The organism is Kitasatospora sp. NPDC101176, assembly GCF_044768035.1.
In the GTDB taxonomy this organism is placed as follows: Bacteria; Actinomycetota; Actinomycetes; order Streptomycetales; family Streptomycetaceae; genus Kitasatospora.
Genome location: NZ_JBIWPA010000002.1, coordinates 352,766 through 377,619, shown reverse-complemented (window position 1 = coordinate 377,619; position 24,854 = coordinate 352,766). Strand labels below are relative to the sequence as shown.

Below are 24,854 nucleotides of genomic sequence, written 5' to 3'. Positions count from 1 at the left end.
TCCGGGAGGGGGCGCATGGGAGCACGCCCCGGGCGCGTTGCACGCCCCCGGTGACGGTGCGCGCCCGTCGACCCCGGAACCCGGCCGTCACGGCGCACTGTCCGTGACCGCGCCCCCGCCCGGTGCCGCACGACCCCTCCCTGCCCTCGGATCGGGCCCGGTGCGTCTGTCTGATGCTCACACCGACTGGGCATCACATCGTCGGACCGTGTCCCGGCACCCCGCTGCCTGCGTCGGCCGGAGCCCCGGGACCAGGGAGGGAGCACGCCCGTGCCCACGTACGACTTCACCCGCCGCGCCCGCCGTCCGTCCGACCCGGACGTCGTCGTGGTCGGCGCCGGACTCGCGGGCCTGGCCGCCGCCCGCGCACTCACCGGCCACGGCCTCACCGTCCAGGTCCTCGAGGCCACGGACCGGATCGGGGGCCGGATGGCCACCCGCGAGCTCGACGGATTCCGGCTCGACGACGGCGGCCACCTGCTGAACACCGCGTTCCCCGAACCACGCCGCGTGCTCGACCTCGACCGGCTCGACCTGCGCCCGCTCGCGCCCGGCGTACTCGTGCACAGCGGCGGCCGCCGCCACCGCACCGGGGACCCCCAGCTCACCACCGCCCGGCAGGCCGCCACCCGGGCCCCGCTCGGCACCACGCTCGACAAGGCCCGGCTCGGCAGCTGGCTCGGCCGGCTCGCCGCCACCCCCGCCGGCAGGCTCCAGGCCCGCCCGGAGACCACCACCGCCCGCGCGCTGACCGGCCACGGGCTCGCCCCGCGCACCGTGGACGGTTTCCTGCGGCCACTGCTCAGCTCCCTGCTCAGCGACCCGGCCCTCGGCACCAGCAGCCGGATCGCCGACCTGGTGCTGCGCTCCTACGCGCGCGGCCGGCTCTGTCTGCCCGCCGACGGGATCGCGGCCGTGCCGGCCCAGCTGGCCGCCGCCCTGCCCGTCGGCACCGTGCGCACCGGGGTGCAGGTCACCTCGGTCACCGCCGACGGCGTGGAGACCCTCACCCACGGGCGGATCGGCGCCCAGGCCGTCGTGCTCGCCACCGACGCGCGGTCCGCCGCCGACCTGTTGCCCGGGCTGCGGCTGCCGGACTTCCACCCCGTCACGACCTTCTACCACGCGGCCGACCGCGCCCCGCTGAGCGAGGCCGTCCTGCTGCTCGACGGCGACCGGCCCGCCGGGCAGCCGCCGCTGGTCTCGCACTCGCTGGTGCTCAGCGAGCTGCACCCCTCGTACGCCCCGGCCGGGCAGGCGCTCATCGCCACCACCGTGCTCGGCCGGCGGTCCTTCGACGCGGGCGGCCCGGCCGGGCTGGAACCCGCGGTCCGGGCCCGGCTCGCGGAGCTGTACGGCACCCCGACGACGGGCTGGCAGTTCCTGAGCGTGCGGCACGTCCCGGACGCCGTGCCCGCGATGCCTCCGCCGCACAACCCCCGGCGCCCGGTGCGGGTGCTGGCCGGCCTCTACGTCGCCGGGGACCACCGGGACACCAGTAGCGTGCAGGGGGCACTGGTGTCCGGCCGGCGGGCGGCGCAGGCGGTGCTGCGCGACCTCGGCGTGCCGGCCTCCGCCCGGGAGGCCGCGGCGGCCTGACGGCCCCGGGGCCGCCCCGCGGCGGGGTTCGACGACGGACCCGGGGCCCGGCCGGGCCGGTGGTCAGGGCCGGCGACGGGATCGGCTCCGCCGAGCTGCGCGGCGGCCCGCCGGAACGGGCGGGCGCCGCGTGGCCGGCCCCTCCGCCCGGGCCTCAGATCACCCCCGCCTGGCGGGCCGTCTCCTCGAAGGCGCGGGCCACCGGGCTGCCCCGGTAGGGGGTGAGGCGGCGGTGGAAGTCCCGGACGTACTCCAGCGAGCGGGCCGAGCGCATCTCCCCCGCCGCCCGCAGCGCGTCGGTGGCCATCGTGCAGGCCTCGTCGAGGTCCCCCATGCCGAGCCGGGCGGTGGCCAGCACCAGCCGGCAGAAGATCCGGCTGCGCGCGTAGGCGGGCGAGCGCAGCCGCAGCGACTTCTCGGCGTGCTGCGCCGAGGTGCGCCACTGCTGCAGGTCGCGGTAGCAGTGGGCGAACTCGTCGGAGAGCTGCGCCTCGTCGAAGTACCGTGCCCAAGAGGGGAGTTCGTCGCCGGGGCGGGCCGCGGCCAGAGCCCGTTCGGAGCGCACCAGGGCGGTGGTGCAGGCCCTGACGTCACCCAGCAGGCCGTGCCCGCGCGCCTCGGCGGCGTGCATCAGCGACTGCACCACCGGCGGCACCGCCGTGCCCACGCCCTGCTGGGCGACCCGGGCCAGCTGGACGGCCTCCCGGCCGTGGCCCAGGTGGACGGCCTGCTGGCTCATCGTCACCAGGACGTACCCGCCGAGCGCGCGGTCCCCGGCCGCCTGCGAGAGTCGCAGCGCCTGCACGAAGTACCGCTGGGCAAGGCCGTGCGCGGCGATGTCGAAGGACGTCCAGCCGGCCAGCCTGGTGAGGTCGGCGACGGCGCCGAACAGCGCCCGGCCGATCTGCTCGCCGTAGCGGCCGCGCAGCATCGGCTCGGCCTCGCTCTCCAGGTAGCGCACCAGCGCCTGCCGGGCGTGCCCGCCGCCGTAGGCGTGGTCGAGCGCGCGGAAGAGGTCGCCGACGGCGCGGATCGCGGCGATGTCGCCGCGGCCGACCCGCAGCGCGGGGCGGGACTCGCGGGCCGGGTCGTGGTACGGCGGCTCGACGGCGGCCGGCGGGCGGCGGCTCTGGGTGGGGACCCGGCCGACGGCGGGCACGGCGGCGGTGCCGGTGGTGCCGGCGGTCGGGCGTGCGCCCGGGCCCTGGGCGCGCACCGGGCCCGCGGCGGACGCGCCGGGCGGGCCCTGGGCGGCCGTGCCCGTGGGGGGCGGTCCGGTGGCGGCGTCGGGGCGGGCCAGCGTGGAGCCGTCCCGGGCGACCCGCTCGTCGGTGCGGCCGATCAGCCAGTCCCGGCTGGGGACGACCAGGCCGGCCGGGGTGAAGGCGATCCGGCGCAGCTCGGACTGCGGGCCGTTGTCCTTGCGCCACATGCTCGCCACGATGTCCACCGCCTCCTGCGGGGTCTCGGCGAACTCCAGGCCCGCGTACACCGGGGCGCAGGCGTCCAGGCCGAGGTCCTGGGCGGTGAGGCGGCGGCCGAGGCGGCGGGTGAAGACCTCGGCGATCAGGGCCGGGGTCGCGCCGCGCGGCTGCTGGCCGCGCAGCCAGCGGGTGACGGACGTCTTGTCGTAGCGCAGGTCGAGACCGTGCTCCAGGCCGAGCTGGTCGACCCGGCGGGCCAGACCGGCGTGCGAGAAGCCGGCCTCCTCGATCAGCGCGGCGAGCTGGCCGTTCTGCGGGGCCGGACCGGAGTGGCCGGTGTGCCCGCCCGAGGGCGCCGGGGCCGGCCCGGCGCCCTCGTGCCGGTCGCCTTCGTGCCGGTCGGGTGCGGCCTGCGCGGGCAGCCGCGAGTCGTCCGCGGTCGGGTCGTCGACCGTCAGAGGGTCGGCCGTGAGGGTATCGGCGGTCCGGGTGTCGGCGGTCAGGGTGTCGGGGGCGTCCGGAAGGGCCCGGCCGACCGGACCTCGGTGCTGGCCGAGCGGGTCGAGCGGTCCGTACGCCGGGCGGTCGGTAGCAGGCCGTTGGGGCATGTCAGTCAACACCTCTCGGACGTCGCACCTGGCTCCACCAGCGCTTCGGCTGCCTGGGGCGGCGCCCCCTGTCGGGAATCGGCGTGAATGTAGCGAGCATTCGGGCGCTATGGGTGGATCTGACCGAGCAATCCTCCGAACGGGTGAAGCAACCGCGCCCATTGTGGGGAAGCGGGGGCAGGATGTGTTTGGCGATCCGCGGTCGAACCGTCGATCGGCCGTCATGGCGGTGAGCACCACTGTCGTTCGACGGGCTGTGGCGGTCCACCACATGGGAGCCGGGGCCCCGGATTCCTACCGTTCTCGGCCATGGACACCACTTCAGCCCGCCCGCTCGACGGCCGGACGGCCCTGGTCACCGGGGCCGCCTCGGGCATCGGCCGGGCCTGCGCCGAGGCCCTCGCCGGGGCCGGCGCCCGGGTCTACGTCGTCGATCTCGCGGCCGGCCCGGCCCGGGAGCTCGCGGAGCGGATCGGCGGCCTGGCCGTCGTCGCGGACCTCGCCGACCCGCAGGCCGTGGAGGCCCTGCCGGACGACGCGGACATCGTGGTCAACAACGCCGGCCTCCAACACGTCGCCCCCGTGCACGAGTTCCCGCCCGACCGCTTCACCCTCATGCAACGCGTGATGGTGGAGGCCCCGTTCCGCATCCTGCGCCGCACCCTCCCGCACATGTACGGGCAGGGGTGGGGCCGGGTCGTCAACATCTCCTCCGTCCACGGCCTGCGCGCCAGCGCCTTCAAGTCCGCCTACGTCACGGCGAAGCACGCCCTGGAGGGCCTGAGCAAAACCGTCGCCCTGGAGGGCGCCCCGCACGGCGTCACCAGCAACTGCGTCAACCCCGGCTACGTCCGGACCCCCCTGGTGGAGAAGCAGATCGCCGGCCAGGCGCTCGCCCACGGAATCGGCGAGGACGAGGTCGTCGAACGGATCATGCTCGAGCGCACCGCCGTCAAGCGCCTGATCGAGCCCGCCGAGGTCGCCCAGCTCGCGCTCTGGCTCTGCACGCCCTCCGCCGCCTACGTCACCGGCACCAGCCTGCCCATCGACGGCGGCTGGACGGCGCACTGACCCCTCGCCACCCGTGGCCGCCCGCCCCGTCCCGACCACCGGGACTGTGTGGGTGGCCCACATCGTCCCGACGGTCGGCGCTCCCTACCTTGTGGCACACCGTCCCCCCCCCGTCCCGGAAGTGGTGACCATGACCTCCCCCGCACCCGCTCCAGCAGCGAGCCGTTCACTCCCCCGAGTGGTGGCCGCGAGCCTGATCGGCACGACCATCGAGTGGTACGACTACTTCCTCTACGGCACGGCCGCCGCGCTGGTGTTCAACAAGCTCTTCTTCCCCAACAGCGACCCGCTGACCGGGACCCTGCTCTCCTTCCTCACCTACGCGATCGGGTTCGCGGCCCGACCGGTCGGGGCCCTGGTGTTCGGCCACTTCGGCGACCGGGTGGGCCGCAAGAAGCTGCTGGTGCTGAGCCTGCTGCTGATGGGCGGGTCGACCACCCTGATCGGAGCGCTGCCCACCTACGACTCCATCGGGGCGGCGGCCCCCGTGCTGCTCACCGCGTTGCGCCTGGTGCAGGGCTTCGCGCTCGGCGGGGAGTGGGGCGGCGCGGTGCTGCTGGTGTCGGAGCACGGGGACCAGCGGCGGCGCGGGTTCTGGGCGTCCTGGCCGCAGGGCGGCGCGCCGGCCGGGAACCTGCTGGCGGCGGGGGTGCTGTCGCTGCTGACCTCGGTGCTGCCGGACGACGCCTTCCTGTCCTGGGGCTGGCGGGTGCCCTTCCTGCTGTCGGCGGTGCTGGTCGGGGTCGGGCTCTGGATCCGCCTCGCGGTGGACGAGTCCCCGCTGTTCCGGCAGGCGCTGGCCGCGGCCGAGCAGCGGCGCAAGAGCGAGGCCGAGGCCGAGCAGCCGCCGCTGGTGGCGGTGCTGCGCCACCACTGGCGGGAGGTGCTGGTGGCGATGGGCGCCCGGATGGCGGAGAACATCTCGTACTACGTCATGACCACGTTCGTGCTGGCGTACGCCGTGACCCACGCGCATTTCGCGAAGCAGACCGCCCTGAACGCGGTACTGATCGGATCGGCGGTCCAGTTCGCCCTGATCCCGTTGTTCGGCGCGCTGTCCGACCGGGTCGGCCGCAGACCGGTCTACCTGGTGGGCGCGGTCGGCGTCGGCGTCTGGGCGTTCGTCTTCTTCGGGCTGGTGGACACCCGCTCCTTCGGACAACTGGTGGTCGCCGTGACGGTGGGGCTGGTCTTCCACAGCGCGATGTACGCGCCGCAGGCCGCCTTCTTCTCCGAGATGTTCGCGACCCGGATGCGCTACTCGGGCGCCTCGATCGGCGCCCAGTTCGCCTCGGTGGCGGCCGGCGCACCCGCGCCGCTGATCGCGACCGCGCTGCTCAAGGACTACGGCAGCGCCACCCCGATCGCGGTGTACGTGGCCGTCGCGGCGGCGGTCACCGTCCTGGCGGTGCTCTGCGGACGGGAGACCCGGGGCCGGGACCTCACCGGGGTGGAGCCGGCCGCGGGGGCCGGGGCCGCCGACACCACCGCGATCGGAACGCCCGCCACCACCTGACGGCGCGACGGACGGCGGCTCGGCCCGGCGGCCGAGCCGCTACGATCGCGCTTCCGTCCCAAGGGCACGCGACCCACTGCCGATTGGCGGCACGCACGATGAACGACCCCCTCGACCCCGGAGCCGTCGCGGACCGCACGGCGAACGGCACCGCGAACAGCTCCGCGGACCGCACCGCGAACGGCTCCGTCCAGGACGGCCCGGACGGCTCCCCCGCCGTCCCGACCCCCCGGGCCGCCCCGGACGACCCCGCGGCCGCCGCGCCCGCGCTGCGCCGGCTGCTGGACCTGCTCGCTTCGGGCGCCGCCACCGAAGACTTCGCCGACGTGCTCGCCGACGCCCGCCGCCGGGGAGCGCCCGCCGATGTGCTCGCCGAGCTCGACGACGCCACCTGGCAGGCCCTCCGCGTGCACCGCACCCTGCGCCAGCACCGCCGCCGGGAAGCCGAGTTGACCGCCCTGTTCGACACCGCGGGCGACCTCGCCGCCTCCCGCGACCTGGACGCCGTGCTGCAGGCGATCGTCCGCCGGGCGCGGATGCTGCTCGGCACCGACACCGCGTACCTGACCCTGCCGGACGAGGCCGCCGGCGACACCTACATGCGGGTCACGGACGGCTCGGTCTCCGTCCTCTTCCAGACCCTGCGGCTCAGCCTCGGCGACGGACTCGGCGGACTCGTCGCGCAGACCGCCCGCCCGTACGCGACCCCCGACTACCGCACCGACGAGCGGTTCCACCACACCGGCACCATCGACGCCGGCGTCCTGGACGAGGGCCTGGTGGCGATCATCGGGGTGCCGCTGCTGCTCGGCGGGCGGGTCATCGGGGTGCTCTTCGCCGCCGACCGCTCGCCGCGCGCCTTCTCCCCCGACGAGGTGGCGCTGCTCTGCACGCTCGCCGCGCACGCCGCGATCGCCCTGGACACCGCCAAGGCCCTGGCCGACACCAGGGCCGCGCTCGCCGAACTGAACAGCGCCAACGAGCTGGTCCGGGCGCACTCGGCCGCCGTCCAGCGCGCCGAGCAGGCGCACGACCGGCTCACCGACCTGGTGCTGCGCGGCGCCGAGGTGCCCGACGTGGCCGCCGCCGTCGCCGCGCTGCTGGGCGGGGAGATAGCCGTCCTGGACGCCGAGGGGGAGTCGCTCGCCGGGCGGTCCGCACCCGCCGCCGAGCTGGCCGGGGCGGTCGCCGCGTCCCGGGCCGAAGGCCGCTCCGTCCGGCACGGCGACCACTGGGTGTGCGCCGTCCTGGCCGGGCACGACACGCTCGGCACCCTGGTGCTGCGCGGCCGGCCGGACCTCGACGACGCCGACCGGCGGCTGTTCGAGCGGGCCGGCGTGGTGACGGCGCTGCTCCTGCTGCTGCGCCGCTCGGTGGCCGAGACCGAGAACCGGATCCGCGGCGAACTGCTCACCGACCTGCTGACCGCCCCCGACCGCGACCCGGCCGGGCTCACCGCCCGCGGGCGCCGGCTCGGCGTCGACCTGGCCCGCCCGCACCTCGTCCTGGTCGCCGAACCGGCCGGCCCCACCGGGCCCCCGGACCGCGGCCGGCTGGTCGGCGCGGCCCGGCGCCACCTGTTCGGCACGCGCGGCGTCAGCGCCGAGCACGGCGAGGCCGTCGTCCTGCTGCTGCCCGAGGCGGGCGACCCGGAGGAGGCCGCGCGGCAGGCCGCCGAGCGGCTGGCCCGACTGGCCGGTTTCCCGGTCACCGTCGGCGCCGGCCGCCCCGCCGCCGGCCCGCCCGCACTGGCCGCCGCGTACGCCGAGGGGCTGCGCTGCGTGCGGGCCCTGCGGGTGCTCGGCCGCGCCGGGGAGGGCGCCTCGGCCCGCGCGCTGGGCTTCCTCGGAGTGCTGCTCGGCGGCGGGCACGACGTGGACGGCTTCGTCGGCACCGCGCTCGGCCCGCTGCTGGCCTACGACGCCCGGCGCGGCACCGAACTCGTCCGCACCCTGCGCGCGTACTTCGACTGCGGCGGCAGCCTCACCCGGGCCAAGGACGAGCTGCACGTCCACGTGAACACCGTCGTCCAGCGGCTGGACCGGGTCGAGGCGCTGCTCGGCCGGGACTGGAACCAGCCCGAGCGCTCCCTCGAACTCCAGCTGGCGCTGCGGCTGCAGCTGCTCGCCGGCGGCTGAACCGGCCTGCTCCGGACGGGGCCGCGCCGACCCCGGAGGGGCGCCGGGGAGCTCCGATCGGGTGGCTGGACGGTCCGTCCGGGCGTGGGCGTACAGTGGCGAGGTTGGTCTCGAACGCCTGGCAAGGAGCAGTCGTGAGCGAGCGGAGCGAGCGGTCGATCGGGAGTTGCGCGTCCCGCGGAGCGACCGCCCAGCGCAGCGAGGTGGGCGCGTGAGCGAGAACGTGCGGTTCGTCCGGATGGGCGTCGGCGAGGGCGCCGTCGCCTACCAGGAGGCCTGGGAGGAGCAGCAGCGCCTGCACGCGCTGCGGGTCGCGGACGAGATCCCCGACACCGTGCTGCTGCTGGAGCACCAGCCCGTCTACACGATGGGCAAGCGCACCAACCCCGCCGACCTGCCGCTGGACGGCACCCCGGTGGTCGAGGTCAACCGGGGCGGCGAGATCACCTGGCACGGCCCCGGCCAGCTGGTCGGCTACCCCATCGTCAAGCTGCCCGACCCGATCGACGTGGTCGCGTACGTCCGGCGGCTGGAGGAGGCGCTGATCCGCGCCTGCGGCGAGTTCGGCGTCGGGACCACCCGGGTGGAGGGCCGCAGCGGGGTCTGGGTGCTGGGCGATTCCATCCCGGACGCCGTCGTCGACCCGGCCCAGGTCGTCGACATCGGCAAGCTGACCCTGCGGATGGGCCTGCCGCTGGGCATCGACCCGCGGCTCGCCGGCCCCGAGTACGCGCCCTCCAACGCCGGCCAGCGCGGCGACGACCGCAAGCTCGCCGCGATCGGCGTCCGGGTCGCCCGCGGGGTGACGATGCACGGCTTCGCGCTCAACTGCGACCCGGACATGACCTGGTTCGACCGCATCGTGCCGTGCGGCATCCGGGACGCCGGGGTCGCCTCGCTCGCCGGGGAGCTGCGCCGCGACTTCACCGTCGGTGAGGCCCTGCCGGTGGTCGAGCGGCACCTGGCGGACGTGTTCGCCGAGCTGCCCGAGCCCGCGCTCAGCCGCTGAGGCCCCCGCCCCCGGGTACCCTCCCTGGGGCCGCCCCGGCGGGAACCCCCGGGAATCTACCGGCCGGTAGCTCTGTTGCCCTGCGATTGCAGGGCGGTAGGCCCGGCGAAGGCCGTACAACCACAGGCGTACCCTGGGGGTACCCCGTCTAGTTCTAGGAGTCGCACGTGTCCGCTGTCGCGCCCGACGGCAGGAAGCTGCTCCGCCTGGAGGTCCGCAACAGCGAGACCCCCATCGAGCGGAAGCCCGAGTGGATCAAGACCCGCGCGAAGATGGGCCCGGAGTACAACGCCCTCCAGTCGCTGGTGAAGAAGGAGGGGCTGCACACGGTCTGCCAGGAGGCCGGCTGCCCCAACATCTTCGAGTGCTGGGAGGACCGCGAGGCGACCTTCCTCATCGGCGGCGACCAGTGCACCCGCCGCTGCGACTTCTGTCAGATCGACACCGGCAAGCCCGCCGAGTTCGACCGTGACGAGCCCCGCCGGGTCGCCGAGTCGATCGTCACGATGGACCTCAACTACGCCACCATCACCGGCGTCGCCCGCGACGACCTCGCCGACGGCGGCGCGTGGCTGTACGCCGAGACCGTCCGCCAGGTGCACGCGATGACCGCCGAGCGCCAGGGCGGCCGCACCGGCGTCGAGCTGCTGATCCCCGACTTCAACGCCGTCCCCGAGCAGCTGGCCGAGGTCTTCTCCTCCCGCCCCGAGGTGCTCGCGCACAACGTCGAGACCGTCCCGCGGATCTTCAAGCGGATCCGCCCGGCGTTCCGCTACGAACGCTCGCTGGACGTCATCACCCAGGCCCGCGCGGCCGGGCTGGTCACCAAGTCCAACCTGATCCTCGGGATGGGCGAGACCCGCGAGGAGGTTAGCCAGGCGCTGGCCGACCTCGTCGGCGCCGGCTGCGAGCTGATCACCATCACCCAGTACCTGCGCCCCTCGCTGCGCCACCACCCGGTCGAGCGCTGGGTCAAGCCGCACGAGTTCGTCGAGCTCCAGCAGGAGGCCGAGGAGCTCGGCTTCGCCGGCGTCATGTCGGGCCCGCTGGTGCGCTCCTCGTACCGGGCCGGCCGGCTCTACCGGCAGGCGCTGGAGCGGCGCGAGCAGGCCGCGGTCTGACCCGGCGCCCCCGCGCCACCCGCACCCCGCGAAAGGGCGGAGCTCCGGCTCCGCCCTTTCGGCTTCACCGTGCTTTGACTGGCTGGTCACGGGCTGGTAACACGGGGTGGTGACGATGGAACTCGTCGCGATCGTTCGATTCTTCTCAGCCACCAGGGAGCTGTTCGGCATGCGGATGCGGATCCGGTCGGTGGGTGTCGCCCTGCGGCTCGCCGAGAACGTCCTGCTGGCGGGCGGCCAGCGGCAGGCCCGGCGCAACGCCTGGGCGGCGGTCTGCGAGAACCGCCGGTACGCGGCGGACCGCCGGCACGACGCCGGAGCCGCCGGCGCCAAGACGGCCCCGTAGCGCCTGCGGGGCCCGGCCGCGCCGGACCCGACCGCGGGACGGACCGCGCGGGGCTGACCACGCCGGGCCGACCCCGCGGCGCTGGAGCGGTCTCGGCCGCGGACCCGGCCGGCGCCGCGCCGGACGGCGGGCCCGAGCGCCCCGGAGTCCCGCGGTCGCAGGACGTCACCGCCCCCGGGCACAGCCGTCGCCGTACGCAGTCGGGTACCCGCACACGGGTCACGGTTGGGGGCGAACGGGTACCCGGGCTTGGATATCCCGTACCCGTGCCACGTACCATGAGCGTTATGGCGAGGGAAACATCCGAGAACCCCGGGCGACTGAAGCAGATCCGCCTGGCGTACACCATGACCAAGAAGGTCGACACCAAGATCGGCCTGATCATCGCCGGCGTCGGCCTGCTGACCTTCGGCGTGTTCCTCGCCATCGGCTTCGCAATCGACCACCCCGTCTACCTGGGGATCCTGGGCTTCATCGTGGCCTTCCTGGCCATGGCGATCGTCTTCGGGCGCCGGGCCGAGCGCGCGGCGTTCGGGCAGATGGAGGGGCAGCCGGGCGCCGTCGCGGCGGTGCTGAACAACATCCGGCGCGGGTGGAGCTCCAACTCCACCCCGGTGGCGGTGACCCGCAACCAGGACGCGGTCTACCGCGCCGTGGGCCGGGCGGGCATCGCGCTGATCGGCGAGGGCAACCCGAACCGGGTGCGCCAGCTGCTGGCGTCCGAGAAGAAGAAGATGGCCCGTGTCGTCGGCGACGTGCCGGTGCACGACATCGTGGTGGGCAACGGAGAGGGTGAGATCCCGCTCAAGAAGCTGCAGATCCACCTGATGCGCCTGCCCCGCGCCATCACCGCCGCCCAGGTCACCGAGACCAACGACCGGCTGCGCGCGCTGGGCGACCTGCTCTCCAAGGCGCCCATCCCCAAGGGCCCGATGCCCAAGGGTGCCCGGATGCCCAAGGGCGGCCAGGTCCGCTGACCCCTCCCCACCACGAACGCGAACGGCCCCGCCGCGGAGACTCCGCAGCGGGGCCGTTCGCTTGCCGTGGTGCGCTGTCCGCCGATCGCGGCCCGTCGGCCGTCCGGCGTGCTGACGACCCGGCCGCCCGGATCCGGACCTCCGGATCGGAGCCCCGGATCCGGACCTCTGGATCCGGACCTCTAGATCCGGACCTCGACCGTGCCGACGGCCTTGTCGTGCAGGCCCCGGGTGTCGCGGTCCCAGACCAGCGGCGGCACCACCAGGCACAGCAGCAGGGTGCGCAGCAGGACCTGCGGGATGGTGGCGCGGCCGCCGTCGAGGCGGACCACCCGGAGGCCGAAGAGCCGCTTGCCGACGGTCGTACCGGTGGTGGCGAGCAGCACCGACGCGACCAGGAAGTAGAGCGGGCTGGTCCACAGGTTCGCGTGGCCGGCGCTGCCCTTGCCGATCAGCCCGTAGGCGATCAGGGCGACGAGCCAGCCGTCGACGAACAGGGCGCCGATCCGGCGGCCGGGGCCGGCGAGCGAGCCGGAGCCCTCCTTGGGCAGTCCGAGACGCTCGCCGCGGTGGCCGAAGTCGGCGCCCATCTTCTCGGCGGCCGCCTTCGGGCCGTCGATCCACGATCCCAACGCTTCTCTGGTGTCCACGAATCCACACTAACCGGGCGGTCGGCCCGGACCGCCACCGGCTCCCCCGAACGCCACGAGCGGGTGAATCGTGTAGCCGGGGCTTTCCAAGTGGTCCAGACCACTTGCGGAGGGGCGTCGCTGACCGGGAGGCGTTTTGCCCCGTCCCGTACGTCTTTGCCGCCCGCGCGAGGGCCGTGGTTAACATTTACGAAACGGCCGGGTCACCGGCCGGAAACGGGCCATTCCTAGGGTGAGCCCCATTCGCACGCCGAGGAGGATGTATGTTCAACAACGCCGCCGAAGTGAAGCAGTTCATCCAGGACAACGATGTGAAGTTCGTCGATGTCCGTTTCTGCGATCTGCCGGGCGTCATGCAGCACTTCTCCGTACCTGCGGCGACCTTCGACCCGTCCGAGACCCTGATGTTCGACGGCTCGTCGATCCGCGGCTTCCAGGCCATCCACGAGTCCGACATGGCCCTGGTCGCGGACCTCGCCACGGCCCGCCTCGACCCGTTCCGGGCCGAGAAGCACCTCAACATCAACTTCTTCATCCAGGACCCGGTCACCGGCGAGGCCTACAGCCGCGACCCCCGCAACGTCGCCAAGAAGGCGGAGGCCTACCTCGCCTCCTCCGGCATCGCCGACACCGCGTTCTTCGGGCCCGAGGCCGAGTTCTACGTCTTCGACTCGGTCCGCTTCGACACCAGCGCCAACGCGTCCTTCTACCACATCGACTCGGAGGCCGGCGCCTGGAACAGCGGCGCCGCCGAGGGCGACGTCCGCGGCTACAAGGTCAAGTACAAGGGCGGGTACTTCCCCATCCCGCCGGTGGACCACTTCGCCGACCTGCGCGCCGAGATGTCCCTGGAGCTGGCCAAGTCCGGCCTGGAGGTCGAGCGGCAGCACCACGAGGTCGGCACGGCCGGCCAGGCCGAGATCAACTACAAGTTCAACACCCTGCTGCACGCCGCTGACGACCTGATGCTGTTCAAGTACATCATCAAGAACGTCGCCTGGCGCAACGGCAAGACCGCCACCTTCATGCCGAAGCCGATCTTCGGCGACAACGGCTCGGGCATGCACGTCCACCAGTCGCTGTGGAGCGAGGGCTCGCCGCTCTTCTACGACGAGCAGGGCTACGCCGGCCTCTCCGACATGGCCCGCTACTACATCGGCGGCCTGCTCCGGCACGCCCCCTCCCTGCTGGCCTTCACCAACCCGTCGGTGAACTCCTACCACCGCCTGGTGCCCGGCTTCGAGGCACCGGTCAACCTGGTGTACTCCCAGCGCAACCGCTCCGCCGCGATCCGCATCCCGATCACCGGCTCCAACGCCAAGGCCAAGCGCATCGAGTTCCGCGCGCCCGACCCGGCCTCCAACCCCTACCTGGCCTTCTCCGCCATGCTGATGGCCGGCCTCGACGGCATCCGCAACAAGATCGAGCCGCTGGAGCCGGTCGACAAGGACCTCTACGAGCTGGCCCCGGAGGAGCACGCCAACGTCCCGCAGGTGCCCTCCTCGCTCCCGGCCGTCCTCGAGGCCCTGGAAGCCGACCACGAGTACCTCCTCGCCGGCAACGTCTTCACCCCGGACCTGATCGAGACCTGGATCGACTTCAAGCGCACCAACGAGATCGCCCCGATCGCCCTCCGCCCCCACCCCCACGAGTTCGAGCTCTACTACGACCTGTAGGACGGGTCGCGGCCGATCCGCCGGTCAGGACCGGTGGGTCGGTTCGGACGGTCGGACCACTCGGGCCCCGTCGTGCTCCTTCGGGAGGGCGGCGGGGCCCGGTGCGTGGGGTGGGGTGCGGGGGTCACGGGACGTCGGGGGTGAGGGCGAGGACGGCGAGGTCGTCCGCGAGGAGGCCGGCGTACTCGTGGACGTCCTGGGCCAGGAAGGACACCAGCCGGTCGGGCGAGGTGGTACCGAGGGCGGCCAGCCGCGGGGCCAGCGGGTAGAAGGTGCCGGTGGAATCCCGGGCCTCGCTGACACCGTCGGTGTACAGCAGCACCGTGCGGCCCGGGGGCAGGGCGACGGCGGTCGGCTTGCCGCGCTCCTCGGCGGGGCCGAGGTGGCCGAGGCCGAGCGGGAGCTCGTCGGCGCAGGACACCGGGGTGATGGTGCCGTCGCCGAGCAGCAGCGGGGTGGTGTGGCCCCGGTTGACGATCTCCACGCAGTCGGAGCCCGGCCGGTACTGCAGCAGGACGGCGGTCACGAAGAGCTCGTCGTCGCCGCGGTCGGCGGCGTCGCGCAGCACGGCCCGGTCCAGCTGGTCGGCGAGGTCGACCAGCTCCGGGGTGTCGTGCGCGGTGGCCCGGAAGGCGCCGAGCACGTCGGCCACCGTCCGGACCGCGCCGAGACCCTTGCCGCGGACGTCGCCGAGCAGCACCCGGACGCCGAAGCGGGTGTCGCACACCTCGTACAGGTCCCCGCCGACCAGCACCTCGGCCTGGGCCGGGCGGTAGAGGCCGGCCACCCGCAGGCCGCCGGCCCGGTCCGGCACCGGGCGCAGCACCGTGCGCTGCAGGGTCTCGGCGACCGTCCGGGCCTGCAGCAGGTTGCGGTTCTGCCGGGTGCGCTGCCACGCGAGGGCGGTGCCCATCACCCCGGAGAGCAGGGTGGCGATGTAGACCCAGACGTGGTGCTGCTCGTTGATGTGGCCCGCGCGCAGGGCGAGGACGAGTTGCAGGGCCAGCGAGCCGACGGTGGTGGCGGCGGTCAGCACCGGGCCGTAGCTGAACGCCGCGACCACGGGCAGGGCGGTCAGCAGGAAGCCGGCGGCCACCGCGTCCGGGACGACCGCCTCGGCGGTCAGGTCGAGCAGGAGCAGCAGCACCGGCAGCCAGGGCACCCAGCGCGGCACCCTGGGTTCCACGGCCACCGGGTGCGGTGGGCGGGGTGCTGTGGGCACGGCGGGGACCTCCTGGACGAATGTCCCGGATTGACCGGGTTCGCCCCTCCATGCTCTCCCACGGACGGCCCTGCCACGAACGGTCGAACGTCCCGGATCCCGACGACCTGCCGGCCGGCACGTGCCACCGGGCCGAGCGGGCCCGACCGGGCCGAGCGGGCCCGACCGCCCGGCAGTCCGGCAGTCCGGCAGTCCGGGCGGTCGGGGCGGTCGGGGCGCGGTCAGCGGACGGAAACGGGCAGCGTCTCGAAGCCGCGCAGGACCAGGCGGTCGCGGCGGGTCGGAACGCCGCCCGGGGCGAGCCGGGGGAAGCGGGCGAGCAGCGCCGGCACCGCCACCTCCGACTCCAGCCGGGCCAGCTGGGAGCCCAGGCAGTAGTGCGGTCCGCCGCCGAAGCTCAGCGGCTGGCTGTCCGTGCGGCTCGGGTCGAACACCTCGGGGCGGTGGTGGCGGGCCGGGTCGTGGTTGGCCGCGCCGAGCAGCAGCAGCGCCACGTCGCCGGACGGCACCGGCAGGCCGTCGACGGCCAGGTCGTCGGCCAGGGCCACCCGGGAGGTGAGCTGGACCGGGGAGTCGAAGCGCAGCACCTCGTCGGTGAAACCGGCCGGGGTGACCGCGCCGCTGCGCAGGCCCGCCACCACCTCGGGGTGGCGGAACAGCAGGGCCAGACCGTTGCCGAGCAGGTTGGTGGTGGTCTCGAAGCCGGCGACCAGCAGCAGCACCAGGTTGGCCAGCAGTTCCCGAGCCGGCAGCCGCTCCGGGTCGTCGGCGGCGATCCGGGCCAGGTCGGTGACCAGGTCGTCCTGCGGACGGGCGAGGCGCTCGGCCGCCAGCGCCGTGAAGTAGTCGGCGAGCTCGTCCGCGGCCGCGTCGGCCTCGGCCAGCTCGGAGCGGTCGTCGACGAACTCCAGCGCGACGGTGAGGTCGGAGGCCAGGCCGCGGAAGCGGTAGCGGTCCCGCTCGGGGACGCCGAGCAGCTCGCAGATCACGCCGACCGGAAGGCGGAAGGCGAAGGCGTCCATGAAGTCCACCGGGGAGCCGTCCGCGCCCTGCTCGGCCATCTCGTCCAGCAGCCGGTCGACCGCGGCCTCCACCGCCGGACGCAGCGCGGCGACCCGCCGGGCGGTGAACACCGAGGCGATCAGCGGGCGGACCCGGGGGTGGTCGGGCGCGTTGCGCTGCAGGATCGAACGGCCGAACAGCGCCAGCGAGGTGTGCTCGGCGAACTCCGGGGTCAGGCCCGCCATCATCTCGGCGGTCGCGACCGCGAAGGCCGGGGTGCGCAGCACCCGGTCGACCGCCGCGTGCCCGACCACCAGGAAGGTGCCCGGGCCGGCCGGCATCACCGTGCCCAGCTCGTGCGCCCGCGCGTACAGCGGGTACGGGTCCGCCGTGCCCTCGCCCGTCAGCAACTGCTCGATGATCGCCGCGCCGTCCATCCGCTGCTCCCCTCCGGGGGCCCTTCTCCTCGGGCCCCGATTCCTGGTTCGTGAACCACCGTCGGGCGCGGCGGAGTTCCCGTCCCGGCCGGCCACCCGGGCGGGACGGCCCCGCCCGCCCGGCCACCGGTGGGCGGAGGGCTGTCGGCCGGCTCGGTAGGCTGGACGGCATGGAGATCTGGATCAACCCGCGTTGCGGCAAGTGCCGGTCCGCGCTCGGCGTGCTGGAAGCCGCCGGGGCCGCGTACACCGTCCGGCGCTACCTGGAGGACCCGCCCACCGCGGCCGAACTGGAGCAGGTGCTGGAGCGGCTGAACCTGGAGCCCTGGGACATCACCCGCCTCGACGAGCAGGTCGCCAAGGACCTCGGGATGAAGCAGTGGACCCGGGAGGAGGGCGACCGGGCGCGCTGGATCGCGGCGATGGCCGAGCACCCGATCCTGATCCAGCGCCCGATCATCACCGCGGACGACGGCCACGCCGTCGTCGCCCGCACCCCGGAGGCCGTCAAGTCCGTCCTGGGCTAGGGCTTGTCTTCCGGATCCCGCCGACCGGAATCGAGGCCGGCGGAGCCTGACCCGGGCCGGTCAGTGCAGCTGGATCCGCTGCACCGGCCGGCCCGGGTGCCAGTTGAGGACCCAGAGGTGGCCCTCCCCCACCGCGGTGTGCACGACCTGCTCCAGCTCCAGCCGGAAGGCGTGGAAGGGGGTGGGCGGCGGCTCGGGCAGATCCGCCGCGTAGGCGGCCAGCTCGGTCTCGTCGGTGATCTCGACCGCGCGGCCGGAGACCTTGGAGTCACCGCCCTCCATCCGCTCGCCCCCCGGGTGGGCGTGCAGCGCGAAGCGGCCGTCCCGCTGGAGGTCGCGCGCCTTGGCGGAGCCGTACATCGACCCGAGCATCAGGTCGGCGCCGACGAAGTCGACCTCGGTGCCGCTCACCCGGGGCGATCCGTCCTTGCGCAGCGTCGCCAGGACGTGGTGCTTCTCGGCCTCGAACCGGGCCCGCACGAGGGGCGCGAGGTCCGGGGCCTCCTGCTCGAAATCCTGCCAGGTAGCCATGGCGCCAGTCTGGCACCCGGTACCGACACCCGCCGGGCACCGCCGGACGCTGTCGGTGCCCGGTGCCAGACTGGCGGGGTGACCACCACGACCACGTACATCGCCTTCCTCCGTGCCATCAACGTCGGCGGCCGGACGGTGCGGATGGAACGGCTGCGGGAGCTCTTCACCGAGCTCGGGCTGGACGGCGTCCGGTCCTACATCCAGAGCGGCAACGTCTTCTTCACCACCGACGAGCCGGACCGCGCCGCCCTGACCGCACGCATCGAGCAGCACCTGGAGCAGTCCCTCGGGTACCCGGTGCCGGTACTGCTGCGCACCGTCGACGAGGTGGCCGAGCTGCTCGCCGCCGAGCCGTTCCGGAGCGTCGAGGTGACACCGGACGTCCGGCTGGTGGTGGCCTTCCTGTCCGAGCCGCTGCCCGCCGACCTCGCCGTCCCGTACACCTCGCCCAAGGGCGACCACGAGGTGATCGGCGCCGACCCGGGCGCCGCGTACGTGGTGATCCACCTGCGGAACGGCAAGTGGGTGACCGGGGAGCTGTTCGGCAAGGCCTACCGGGGCTCGGTGACCTCCCGGTTCCTGCACACCACGGAGAAGATCCTGGCGGCGGCCCGCAAGGGCTGACACCCCGTCTGGCCGGTCGCCTGACCGGTCGTCGGGACGGTCGTCGGGACGGCCCGTGGACCGCCCCCGGGCGGCCGGAACCGCGCGCGCCCGGCCGGCGTCTGGAGTGCAGTGACGTACTCATCGGGCGCCGGCGGGCGGCGCGTTCTGGACAGTCCCGGCCGGCTGAGCCGACAATCGGGCCATGACGACGTCTCCTGAGTTCCGCAGCGGCGCGCTCCGGCCGTCCGACGCCGAACGGGAGCAGGCCCTCGGCGCGCTCCGGGACGGCGCGGGCAGCGGGCGGCTGTCGCACGACACCTTCCTCGGCCGGATGGAGATCGTCCTCCAGGCCACCAGCACGGGCGAGTTGGACGCGGCGATGACCGGGCTGCCGACCGGGAACCCGGTCGAGCGCCTCGTGCTGCGGGCGGTCGGCAGGGTCTCCGCGTTCGGGGACCGGCTGAACCGCGCCTGGCGCACCGAGCGGCTGCCGGGGCTGAGCCTCCCGCAGGCCGGTGCCGTCCAGTTGACGATCGGCCGGATCCCCGGCTCCGGGCTGCGGCTGCACGACGCCTCGGTCTCCCGCCAGCACGCCGAACTCCGGCACGAGGGCGGCGGCTGGGTGCTGTACGACCTCGGTTCGACCAACGGCACGCACGTGAACGGCCGCCGGATCGCGGGCGGCGTCCGCGTCCGAGCCGGCGACCAGGTCCGCTTCGGGAACCTGGAGTTCCGGCTGGCCTCCGGCTGACCGTGCCCCGGCCCGGCGGCACGGAGGGCGGTGCCGGGTGGCGCTGACCGCGGGCCGCCGGCGCCCGGTGGCGCTCTGCGTCAGTGCGGGAACTGCCGGGGCGGGCGCTGCCGGGGCAGGTCGTCCCGGAACTCCTCGATGACGGTGCTGATCTGGCGGGTCAGCACGGTGTGCTCGATCCGGTCCAGGTAACGGTTCTCGGCGGCCAGCGCCTCGACGGTCACCCCGAAGTAGAGCGTCATCAGCGGATTGACGAAGAGCTCGCCGCCCTTCGTCCGGTCGGTGAACCGGACGTCGCCGAACTCGCCGCGCAGCGCCGCCGCCACCGAGCCGTTGACGATGCTGGGGTGCTCGGGGAAGGCGGCCCGGGCGTGCTCGACGGCGTCCAGGTAGAGCACGCCCTCCCGGCTGCCGCGGGGGATGGAGAAGGCACCGAGGTAGCCGCCCGCGCGCTCGATCGCCGCGAGGTTCTCCAGCACCAGCGCGTGGTTGACGCCGTGGTGGGCGTCGACGCCGAAGCCCAGGCAGGCGACCAGCCGTTCGGGCACCCCGGTGAGACCGGCCACCGCGGCGAGACTGGCCATGTCCTCCTCCGGGGTGCCGAGACCGGCCTCGTCCCCGCGCATCAGGATGTCGGTGCCGCCGTCGACCAGCAGCACCGCGTCGACGCCCAGGCGGCCGGTGAGCGCCCGGTAGGCCTCGCGCAGCGGCTGGACGCCCACGGACGGGAACGCCCAGACCGTGTCGGGCATCCCGTGCCGGTGCAGCCAGCGCGCCAGGGTGCGCTCCGGGAAGTAGCCCTCGGGGGCGGCGGTGTCCGGGCCGATCCGGGCCACCTCGGGCTCCGCCCAGACCTCGGAGGGCAGGCCGTAGAGGTGGGTGAAGGAGAGGTTCGCCAGGTGCACCTCCTTGCCCGCGGCGCGCAGGGCGAGGGCGATCGGCAGACCGGCGTACACGTCGAAACCGCCCCCGGCGCCGGCGATGAGGATGCGCTCGGCGGCCAGCAGCCGGGTGAGCAGCGGGGGTTGCAGCAGTGAGGTCATCGGCGGACGGTAGCACCGGGTGCCCGCGGGCCGGCGCCGAGGGCCGGGCGTTGTCAGTGACGGGTGCGAGGATGGCCGCATGACCCAGGAGACGGACGTCGACCCCGAAGTCCTGCGCGAAGCCCGCGAGCGGGCCAGCGAGTTGATCCGGTGCGGCTTCCAGGAGCCGGACGAGATAGCCCAGTCCCTGGTCGAGGTCCTCGACGACCAGGGACTGACGCAGGAGGAGGCGGAGCGGATCGTCGCTCCGCTGTGGGACGAGCGGCTGGCCGAGCAGGCCTCCTGGCCCGCGACCACGGACGTGGACCGTCTGGAGGCGGCGTTCGACGCGCTGGAGGAGCAGGGCGTCGTCGCGGCGATGGACTTCACCTGCTGTGCCACCTGCGGCTACGAGGAGATCGGCGGCGAGGCCGACGAGGGCTCGCACGGGTTCGTCTTCTTCCATCAGCAGGACACCGAGGCGGCCGCCGCCGGTCAGGGCCTGATGCTGCGGTACGGCGGTTTCCGCACCGGGGCGGAGCCCGCCGGGGTGGCGGAGCGGCGGACGGTCGAGGTCGGCCGGGCGGTGGTGGCCGCCCTGGCGGCGGCCGGGTTGCCGGCGGAGTGGGACGGCTCGCCGCACACGGCGATCCGGGTCGCTCCGCTGCTGTGGCTCAACCGCCTGCCGGAGTGACGGTGGTGGCGGCGGCGGCGGGGTCGCGGTGGCGACCTGCGCCGGGGCGCCGGGGGTCAGCCCCCGAGGGCACCGTGAACGCCGGGGACGCCGGGGAGATGGGCCGGTGCGGTGCACCGCGGCGCGAGCGTCAGCATATGCCTTCGGCGCATGCCACGCGCGTAGACGAACGGCCCGAGAAAAGGCCGGGCAGTCAGTCGGCGATGCCGCCCAGGTCGCCAGGCAGGCTGTCGCCCGGCCCGCCCGACGCGCCCCAGAGCCGGGCGGTGCAGCGCTGGTAGGTGGCCTGCCAGTGCGGCCAGTTGCGGGCCACGTCGTCGTCGCAGTCGGCGAGCAGCCGCTCGACCGTCGCCGGCTCCACCCCATCCAGCAGCCAGGCCAGCGCGTCCGCCGTGCCCGGGCCGTCCGCCGAGCGCAGCAGGTCCAGCAGCTCGCCCAGGCCGCCGAGCCGGGAGGTCTCCGGGACCACCAGCTCCATCCGGGGCAGCAGTTGGCGCTCCTCGATCCGCAGGTGCGTCTCCAGCCGGGCCGCCAGGTCCTCCATCGCGTACGCCACCGGCCAGGCGCTCCCGGTGTCCCGGCTGGCGATCCGGACCAGCGTGGTGACCCGGGTGAAGGAGTGGTCGAGGTTGTGGTGGTCGGCCTCCAGCCAGTTGAGCAGCAACCGCAGCTCGGGCGCGAAGCGGCGCACGATCGGCCAGATCCGGGTGTCCTGCTGCTCGTGGTGGCAGGTCAGCATCGCGGTCACGAAGGTCCAGTGCCGCAGCAGCGCCTCACCCGCGTCGTCCTCGCCGGGCTGCAGCAGGCGCAGCGCGTTGGGCAGCCGGGCGAGGTCGCGGCGCAGCGCGGAGTGCACCAGCCGCAACCCGGCGAAGCGGGCCGTCGCCGGCTCCTCGTCGGCGGCCAGCGCGGACGCGGCCGCACCCCTGGAGTCGGCCCCGGACTGCGCCTGCTCGGGCACGGCGGGGGACGGCTGGGGCAGCAGGTGGATCGGCATGGGACTCTCTTCACGAGGTGGCGGATCGGGCGGGCCGGCCGGTGGGACGCGGCGCCATCCAAAGTGCTCACAGTCGATCAGAAGCGAATCAATGTCCGATTGACGCGCAGGTCACAGGCGTTTATGCACCCCCGGGCGGCTGCGCCGGGGACGCCGCCGGAACGCTGCGGCGACCACCGCCGGACGGGCGGCGGCGGGGCCGGGAACAGCCCGACGCAGCCGGGCCCGGGGTGGGAACGGGGGCCGGCCCGGGAACGCCGAGGGCCCGGGACTCCCGTGCGGGTGTCCCGGGCCCTCGGCCGCGTTCGGCGTGCGCACGCACCCGTCCGCCGTACCGGGTCAGTCGGCCGCCGGTCCGGCCAGGTTCTTGCTCAGCCACTGCAGCGTGTCCGGGATCATCTTCTTGAAGTCCGAGGTCAGGTGCTTGCCACCGGGCTGCTCGTAGTACTCCAGGGAGGTGGGCGGGGCGGCCTTGGCCACCCAGGCCTTGACCAGCTTGGTCTCGTACGGGTTGGCGCCGCCCGCGGTGACCAGCATCTTGACGTCCGCCTTGCTCTGGGCGACCAGCACGTCCGGGTTGTTGGCCGCGCGCTCGGCGTCGTGGCCCTTCCAGAGCCCCGAGTCGGGGACGTAGTAGCCGTCGATCGGGACGGCGGCCTTGTAGACGTCCGGGTGCTGCAGGGCGAGCTTGGCGCTGCAGAAGCCTCCGGTGGAGGCGCCCATCACGCCCCAGCCGTCGCGGCCCTTGAGGGTGCGGAAGTTGGCGCGCACGAAGTCCGGGATGTCCTGGGTCATCCAGGTGCCCATCTTGGGCTGGCCCGGGATGTCGGAGCAGTCCAGCGCGTTGTGCTCGTCGCCGTTGAAGTTCTGCACCGGCATGATCATGATGAACGGGTGGGCCTTGCCGGCCTTCACCAGCTCCGCGTTGTTCTCCTGGATCGGCAGCTGGTTGTCGGTCCAGGTGTTGTAGCCGTTGCTCTGGCCGCCCGCGAAGAGGGTCAGCACCGGGAAGCCGGTCTTGGCGAACTTGGGGTCGTTGTACTCCGGCGGCAGCCAGACCCAGACCTTGCCGGACACCCCGGACTTCGCGCCGGTCACCGTGGTCACCATGATCGGGCCGGCCGCGGTGTCCCGGGCCTTGGTCAGGGCGGCCTGCGGACCGGTGGGCATCAGCACCTTCCCGGTGGCGGCCGCGGGCTCCGCGGTGGTGGGCGATCCGGTGCCGCTCGGGCTGCCCGCCGCAGTCGTCCCGCTCGCGCCCGGGGTGCCGGCCGCCTTGGCGCCGTCCCCCTTCCCGCCGCCGGAACTCCCGCAGGCCGCGAGCGAGGCGGCCAGGGCGAGTGCGGCGGCGCCGGTCAGGACGGCGCGGGAACGGGACGACTGCCTAAGCACGGTGAGGACTCTCCGACCGATGTCACGCCCGGTCCGTCTGACCGGGCGGCGGCCCCCCGGTGGGGCCGGACAGGCCCGGGGGCACGACGCTGGTACGGCCCCCGGGACGGCGGCGTGCCGCCCCTCGCGGTGGCGCGCCGTCCTGCGATCTTATGACGTGGGCCGGGGTGACCCGGTTGCGCGGCGGGCACCGTAAATCCAATGTTTGTTCGCGATCGGGTAAAGGTCTTCACCGCTCCCGCCGGACGGCGGGGGCCGGACGGCGGGGGACACAGCGGTCGGCCTGCCCGGGGGCACCGATTTTGGGGGCTTCGACCAGTGACGCCGGCCGTCCCATCCGCGACGATCGCCTCGGCGGGCCGCCCGGCGGCCCCGGCCGGACCCGTCGGACCGGGTCCGCACTGACCGAGCAGGGCACCCGAGCAGAGCACCCGCACAGAGCACCGAGGAGAGCGCCATGCCCCAGCAGATCGCCGTCGTCACCGGAGCCGGGAGCGGCGTCGGCCGGGCCGTGGCGGTCGAGCTGGCCGGGGCCGGCTGGCAGGTGGTACTGGCCGGCCGGCGCGCCGAACCGCTGCGGGAGACGGCGCGGCTGGGCGGCACCCCGGCCGTCGCGGTGCCGACCGACGTCACCGACCCGGCGGCGGTGGACGCACTGTTCGCGGAGACCGCCGAGCGCTTCGGCCGGGTGGACCTGCTGTTCAACAACGCCGGCACCTTCGGCGCGGCCGTCCCGGTGGAGGAGCTCGAGGTGGCGGCCTGGCGGGCCGTGGTCGACCTCAACCTGACCGGCGCCTTCCTCTGTGCCCAGGCCGCGTTCCGGCAGATGAAGGCGCAGCACCCGCAGGGCGGCCGGATCATCAACAACGGCTCGATCTCGGCGCACGTCCCGCGCCCGCACTCGATCGCCTACACTGCGACGAAGCACGCCGTGACCGGGCTGACCAGGTCGCTGTCTCTGGACGGCCGCCCGTACCGGATCGCCTGCGGGCAGATCGACATCGGCAACGCGGCGACCGACATGACCGCCGCGATGGGCGCCGGGGTCCGGCAGGCGGACGGGCGGATCGCGCCCGAGCCGACCATGGACGTGGCCGACGTGGCCCGCACCGTCCGGCACATGGCCGAGCTGCCGCTGGAGGCGAACGTGCAGTTCGCCACCGTGATGGCGACCGCGATGCCGTACATCGGCCGCGGCTGACAACCGGCAGCGGGCGGGCGGAACGGCAGGGCGCGGCAGCGGGCGGGCGGAACGGCAGGGCGCGGCGGGGGCCGGCAGGACGCGGGCCCGGCCGCCCGCCTACTCGTCGTGCGAGTGCCGGTACCGCAGCCCGCCGCCGTCCTCGTCCAGCCGGTAGACGCTGGTGGTCGGCCAGTACTCGCCGTTCTCGGCGACGGGCAGTCGGGCCCGCAGGACCATCCGGAGCACGGGCGGCGGGGCGGCGGCATGGACGAGCTTGCGGTGTCCGTCCCAGCGGCCGCCGCACAGTTCGAGGTCGAGGACGAGGGGGGTGGTTCTCATCCCGCGATGGTGT

General features: G+C 74.4%; 23 protein-coding genes. 14 read left to right on the top strand and 9 right to left on the bottom strand.

Annotated features, from left to right (window positions below; all coding sequences use genetic code 11):
- Positions 1-270: 270 nt before the first annotated feature.
- Positions 271-1,599 (top strand): FAD-dependent oxidoreductase, encoded by a 1,329-nt coding sequence (locus ACIRS1_RS04440; RefSeq protein WP_402836719.1) that lies wholly within the window; start codon positions 271-273, stop codon positions 1,597-1,599.
- 154 nt (positions 1,600-1,753) lie between these two features.
- Here ACIRS1_RS04440 and ACIRS1_RS04435 read toward each other — a convergent pair whose 3' ends face one another.
- The gene (locus ACIRS1_RS04435; protein WP_402836717.1) at positions 1,754-3,631 is read right to left on the bottom strand and encodes a regulator; all 1,878 of its coding nucleotides are present in this window, start codon (positions 3,629-3,631) and stop codon (positions 1,754-1,756) included.
- Positions 3,632-3,940: 309 nt separating this feature from the next.
- On the opposite strand from ACIRS1_RS04435, the gene ACIRS1_RS04430 reads away from it, so the two are divergent.
- From ACIRS1_RS04430 to ACIRS1_RS04400, 7 genes are all read left to right on the top strand, one after another.
- A complete protein-coding gene (locus ACIRS1_RS04430) occupies positions 3,941-4,702 on the top strand; it encodes a 3-hydroxybutyrate dehydrogenase (RefSeq protein WP_402836715.1) in 762 nt (253 codons plus the stop codon).
- Positions 4,703-4,832: 130 nt separating this feature from the next.
- Positions 4,833-6,218 (top strand): MFS transporter, encoded by a 1,386-nt coding sequence (locus tag ACIRS1_RS04425; RefSeq protein WP_402836713.1) that lies wholly within the window; start codon positions 4,833-4,835, stop codon positions 6,216-6,218.
- Between the two features lie 98 nt (positions 6,219-6,316).
- Complete coding sequence (locus ACIRS1_RS04420) at positions 6,317-8,356, top strand: helix-turn-helix domain-containing protein (protein ID WP_402836711.1); 2,040 nt, start codon at positions 6,317-6,319, stop codon at positions 8,354-8,356.
- Between the two features lie 238 nt (positions 8,357-8,594).
- Positions 8,595-9,365, top strand: a complete 771-nt coding sequence (lipB, locus tag ACIRS1_RS04415; protein ID WP_402836881.1) for a lipoyl(octanoyl) transferase LipB — start codon at positions 8,595-8,597, stop codon at positions 9,363-9,365.
- A gap of 167 nt (positions 9,366-9,532) precedes the next feature.
- Complete coding sequence (locus ACIRS1_RS04410; RefSeq protein ID WP_360207562.1) at positions 9,533-10,486, top strand: lipoyl synthase; 954 nt, start codon at positions 9,533-9,535, stop codon at positions 10,484-10,486.
- A 109-nt stretch (positions 10,487-10,595) separates the two neighbouring features.
- Entirely contained in the window at positions 10,596-10,832 is a 237-nt protein-coding gene (locus ACIRS1_RS04405) for a hypothetical protein (protein WP_402836708.1), read from the top strand.
- A gap of 278 nt (positions 10,833-11,110) precedes the next feature.
- Entirely contained in the window at positions 11,111-11,809 is a 699-nt protein-coding gene (locus tag ACIRS1_RS04400) for a DUF4191 domain-containing protein (protein WP_387898663.1), read from the top strand.
- Positions 11,810-11,991: 182 nt separating this feature from the next.
- Here the strand turns inward: ACIRS1_RS04400 and ACIRS1_RS04395 are convergent, their stop codons facing one another.
- Positions 11,992-12,459, bottom strand: a complete 468-nt coding sequence (locus ACIRS1_RS04395; RefSeq protein ID WP_360207567.1) for an RDD family protein — start codon at positions 12,457-12,459, stop codon at positions 11,992-11,994.
- Positions 12,460-12,722: 263 nt separating this feature from the next.
- On the opposite strand from ACIRS1_RS04395, the gene glnA reads away from it, so the two are divergent.
- Entirely contained in the window at positions 12,723-14,135 is a 1,413-nt protein-coding gene (glnA, locus tag ACIRS1_RS04390; protein ID WP_360207570.1) for a type I glutamate--ammonia ligase, read from the top strand.
- Between the two features lie 124 nt (positions 14,136-14,259).
- Here glnA and ACIRS1_RS04385 read toward each other — a convergent pair whose 3' ends face one another.
- Together ACIRS1_RS04385 and ACIRS1_RS04380 are read right to left on the bottom strand one after the other, a co-directional pair.
- Positions 14,260-15,357 (bottom strand): PP2C family protein-serine/threonine phosphatase, encoded by a 1,098-nt coding sequence (locus ACIRS1_RS04385; protein ID WP_402836706.1) that lies wholly within the window; start codon positions 15,355-15,357, stop codon positions 14,260-14,262.
- A 221-nt stretch (positions 15,358-15,578) separates the two neighbouring features.
- Complete coding sequence (locus ACIRS1_RS04380; RefSeq protein ID WP_402836705.1) at positions 15,579-16,796, bottom strand: cytochrome P450; 1,218 nt, start codon at positions 16,794-16,796, stop codon at positions 15,579-15,581.
- 170 nt (positions 16,797-16,966) lie between these two features.
- Between ACIRS1_RS04380 and ACIRS1_RS04375 the strand changes: the two genes are divergently transcribed.
- Positions 16,967-17,323: an arsenate reductase family protein gene (locus tag ACIRS1_RS04375; RefSeq protein ID WP_387898288.1), complete on the top strand. Its 357-nt coding sequence runs from the start codon at positions 16,967-16,969 to the stop codon at positions 17,321-17,323.
- 60 nt (positions 17,324-17,383) lie between these two features.
- On the opposite strand, the gene ACIRS1_RS04370 is transcribed toward ACIRS1_RS04375, so the two are convergent.
- Entirely contained in the window at positions 17,384-17,854 is a 471-nt protein-coding gene (locus tag ACIRS1_RS04370; protein WP_360207579.1) for a pyridoxamine 5'-phosphate oxidase family protein, read from the bottom strand.
- A gap of 78 nt (positions 17,855-17,932) precedes the next feature.
- Between ACIRS1_RS04370 and ACIRS1_RS04365 the strand changes: the two genes are divergently transcribed.
- Positions 17,933-18,481, top strand: coding sequence for a DUF1697 domain-containing protein (locus tag ACIRS1_RS04365; protein WP_402836702.1), 549 nt, complete (start codon positions 17,933-17,935; stop codon positions 18,479-18,481).
- 184 nt (positions 18,482-18,665) lie between these two features.
- Entirely contained in the window at positions 18,666-19,214 is a 549-nt protein-coding gene (locus ACIRS1_RS04360; protein ID WP_402836700.1) for an FHA domain-containing protein, read from the top strand.
- Between the two features lie 80 nt (positions 19,215-19,294).
- Here the strand turns inward: ACIRS1_RS04360 and ACIRS1_RS04355 are convergent, their stop codons facing one another.
- On the bottom strand, positions 19,295-20,257 hold the full coding sequence (locus ACIRS1_RS04355; protein WP_402836698.1) for a DUF1152 domain-containing protein: 963 nt from the start codon (positions 20,255-20,257) through the stop codon (positions 19,295-19,297).
- Between the two features lie 79 nt (positions 20,258-20,336).
- Between ACIRS1_RS04355 and ACIRS1_RS04350 the strand changes: the two genes are divergently transcribed.
- Positions 20,337-20,930: a DUF6891 domain-containing protein gene (locus ACIRS1_RS04350; protein WP_402836696.1), complete on the top strand. Its 594-nt coding sequence runs from the start codon at positions 20,337-20,339 to the stop codon at positions 20,928-20,930.
- 193 nt (positions 20,931-21,123) lie between these two features.
- Here ACIRS1_RS04350 and ACIRS1_RS04345 read toward each other — a convergent pair whose 3' ends face one another.
- Positions 21,124-21,927, bottom strand: a complete 804-nt coding sequence (locus ACIRS1_RS04345; protein WP_402836694.1) for a hemerythrin domain-containing protein — start codon at positions 21,925-21,927, stop codon at positions 21,124-21,126.
- 339 nt (positions 21,928-22,266) lie between these two features.
- Positions 22,267-23,319, bottom strand: coding sequence for an alpha/beta hydrolase (locus tag ACIRS1_RS04340; RefSeq protein WP_402836692.1), 1,053 nt, complete (start codon positions 23,317-23,319; stop codon positions 22,267-22,269).
- Between the two features lie 457 nt (positions 23,320-23,776).
- Between ACIRS1_RS04340 and ACIRS1_RS04335 the strand changes: the two genes are divergently transcribed.
- Positions 23,777-24,520, top strand: coding sequence for an SDR family oxidoreductase (locus tag ACIRS1_RS04335; RefSeq protein ID WP_402836690.1), 744 nt, complete (start codon positions 23,777-23,779; stop codon positions 24,518-24,520).
- Positions 24,521-24,619: 99 nt separating this feature from the next.
- Here the strand turns inward: ACIRS1_RS04335 and ACIRS1_RS04330 are convergent, their stop codons facing one another.
- A complete protein-coding gene (locus ACIRS1_RS04330; RefSeq protein ID WP_387898275.1) occupies positions 24,620-24,841 on the bottom strand; it encodes a hypothetical protein in 222 nt (73 codons plus the stop codon).
- Between the last annotated feature and the right edge of the window lie 13 nt (positions 24,842-24,854).

Coding starts and splice junctions, on each gene's coding strand:
- ACIRS1_RS04435 (WP_402836717.1), bottom strand. CDS start 3,631: ATGCCCCAACGGCCTGCTACCGACCGCCCGGCGTACGGACCGCTCGAC.
- ACIRS1_RS04430 (WP_402836715.1), top strand. CDS start 3,941: ATGGACACCACTTCAGCCCGCCCGCTCGACGGCCGGACGGCCCTGGTC.
- ACIRS1_RS04425 (WP_402836713.1), top strand. CDS start 4,833: ATGACCTCCCCCGCACCCGCTCCAGCAGCGAGCCGTTCACTCCCCCGA.
- ACIRS1_RS04420 (WP_402836711.1), top strand. CDS start 6,317: ATGAACGACCCCCTCGACCCCGGAGCCGTCGCGGACCGCACGGCGAAC.
- lipB (WP_402836881.1), top strand. CDS start 8,595: ATGGGCGTCGGCGAGGGCGCCGTCGCCTACCAGGAGGCCTGGGAGGAG.
- ACIRS1_RS04400 (WP_387898663.1), top strand. CDS start 11,111: ATGAGCGTTATGGCGAGGGAAACATCCGAGAACCCCGGGCGACTGAAG.
- glnA (WP_360207570.1), top strand. CDS start 12,723: ATGTTCAACAACGCCGCCGAAGTGAAGCAGTTCATCCAGGACAACGAT.
- ACIRS1_RS04380 (WP_402836705.1), bottom strand. CDS start 16,796: ATGGACGGCGCGGCGATCATCGAGCAGTTGCTGACGGGCGAGGGCACG.
- ACIRS1_RS04375 (WP_387898288.1), top strand. CDS start 16,967: ATGGAGATCTGGATCAACCCGCGTTGCGGCAAGTGCCGGTCCGCGCTC.
- ACIRS1_RS04370 (WP_360207579.1), bottom strand. CDS start 17,854: ATGGCTACCTGGCAGGATTTCGAGCAGGAGGCCCCGGACCTCGCGCCC.
- ACIRS1_RS04360 (WP_402836700.1), top strand. CDS start 18,666: ATGACGACGTCTCCTGAGTTCCGCAGCGGCGCGCTCCGGCCGTCCGAC.
- ACIRS1_RS04355 (WP_402836698.1), bottom strand. CDS start 20,257: ATGACCTCACTGCTGCAACCCCCGCTGCTCACCCGGCTGCTGGCCGCC.
- ACIRS1_RS04350 (WP_402836696.1), top strand. CDS start 20,337: ATGACCCAGGAGACGGACGTCGACCCCGAAGTCCTGCGCGAAGCCCGC.
- ACIRS1_RS04345 (WP_402836694.1), bottom strand. CDS start 21,927: ATGCCGATCCACCTGCTGCCCCAGCCGTCCCCCGCCGTGCCCGAGCAG.
- ACIRS1_RS04335 (WP_402836690.1), top strand. CDS start 23,777: ATGCCCCAGCAGATCGCCGTCGTCACCGGAGCCGGGAGCGGCGTCGGC.
- ACIRS1_RS04330 (WP_387898275.1), bottom strand. CDS start 24,841: ATGAGAACCACCCCCCTCGTCCTCGACCTCGAACTGTGCGGCGGCCGC.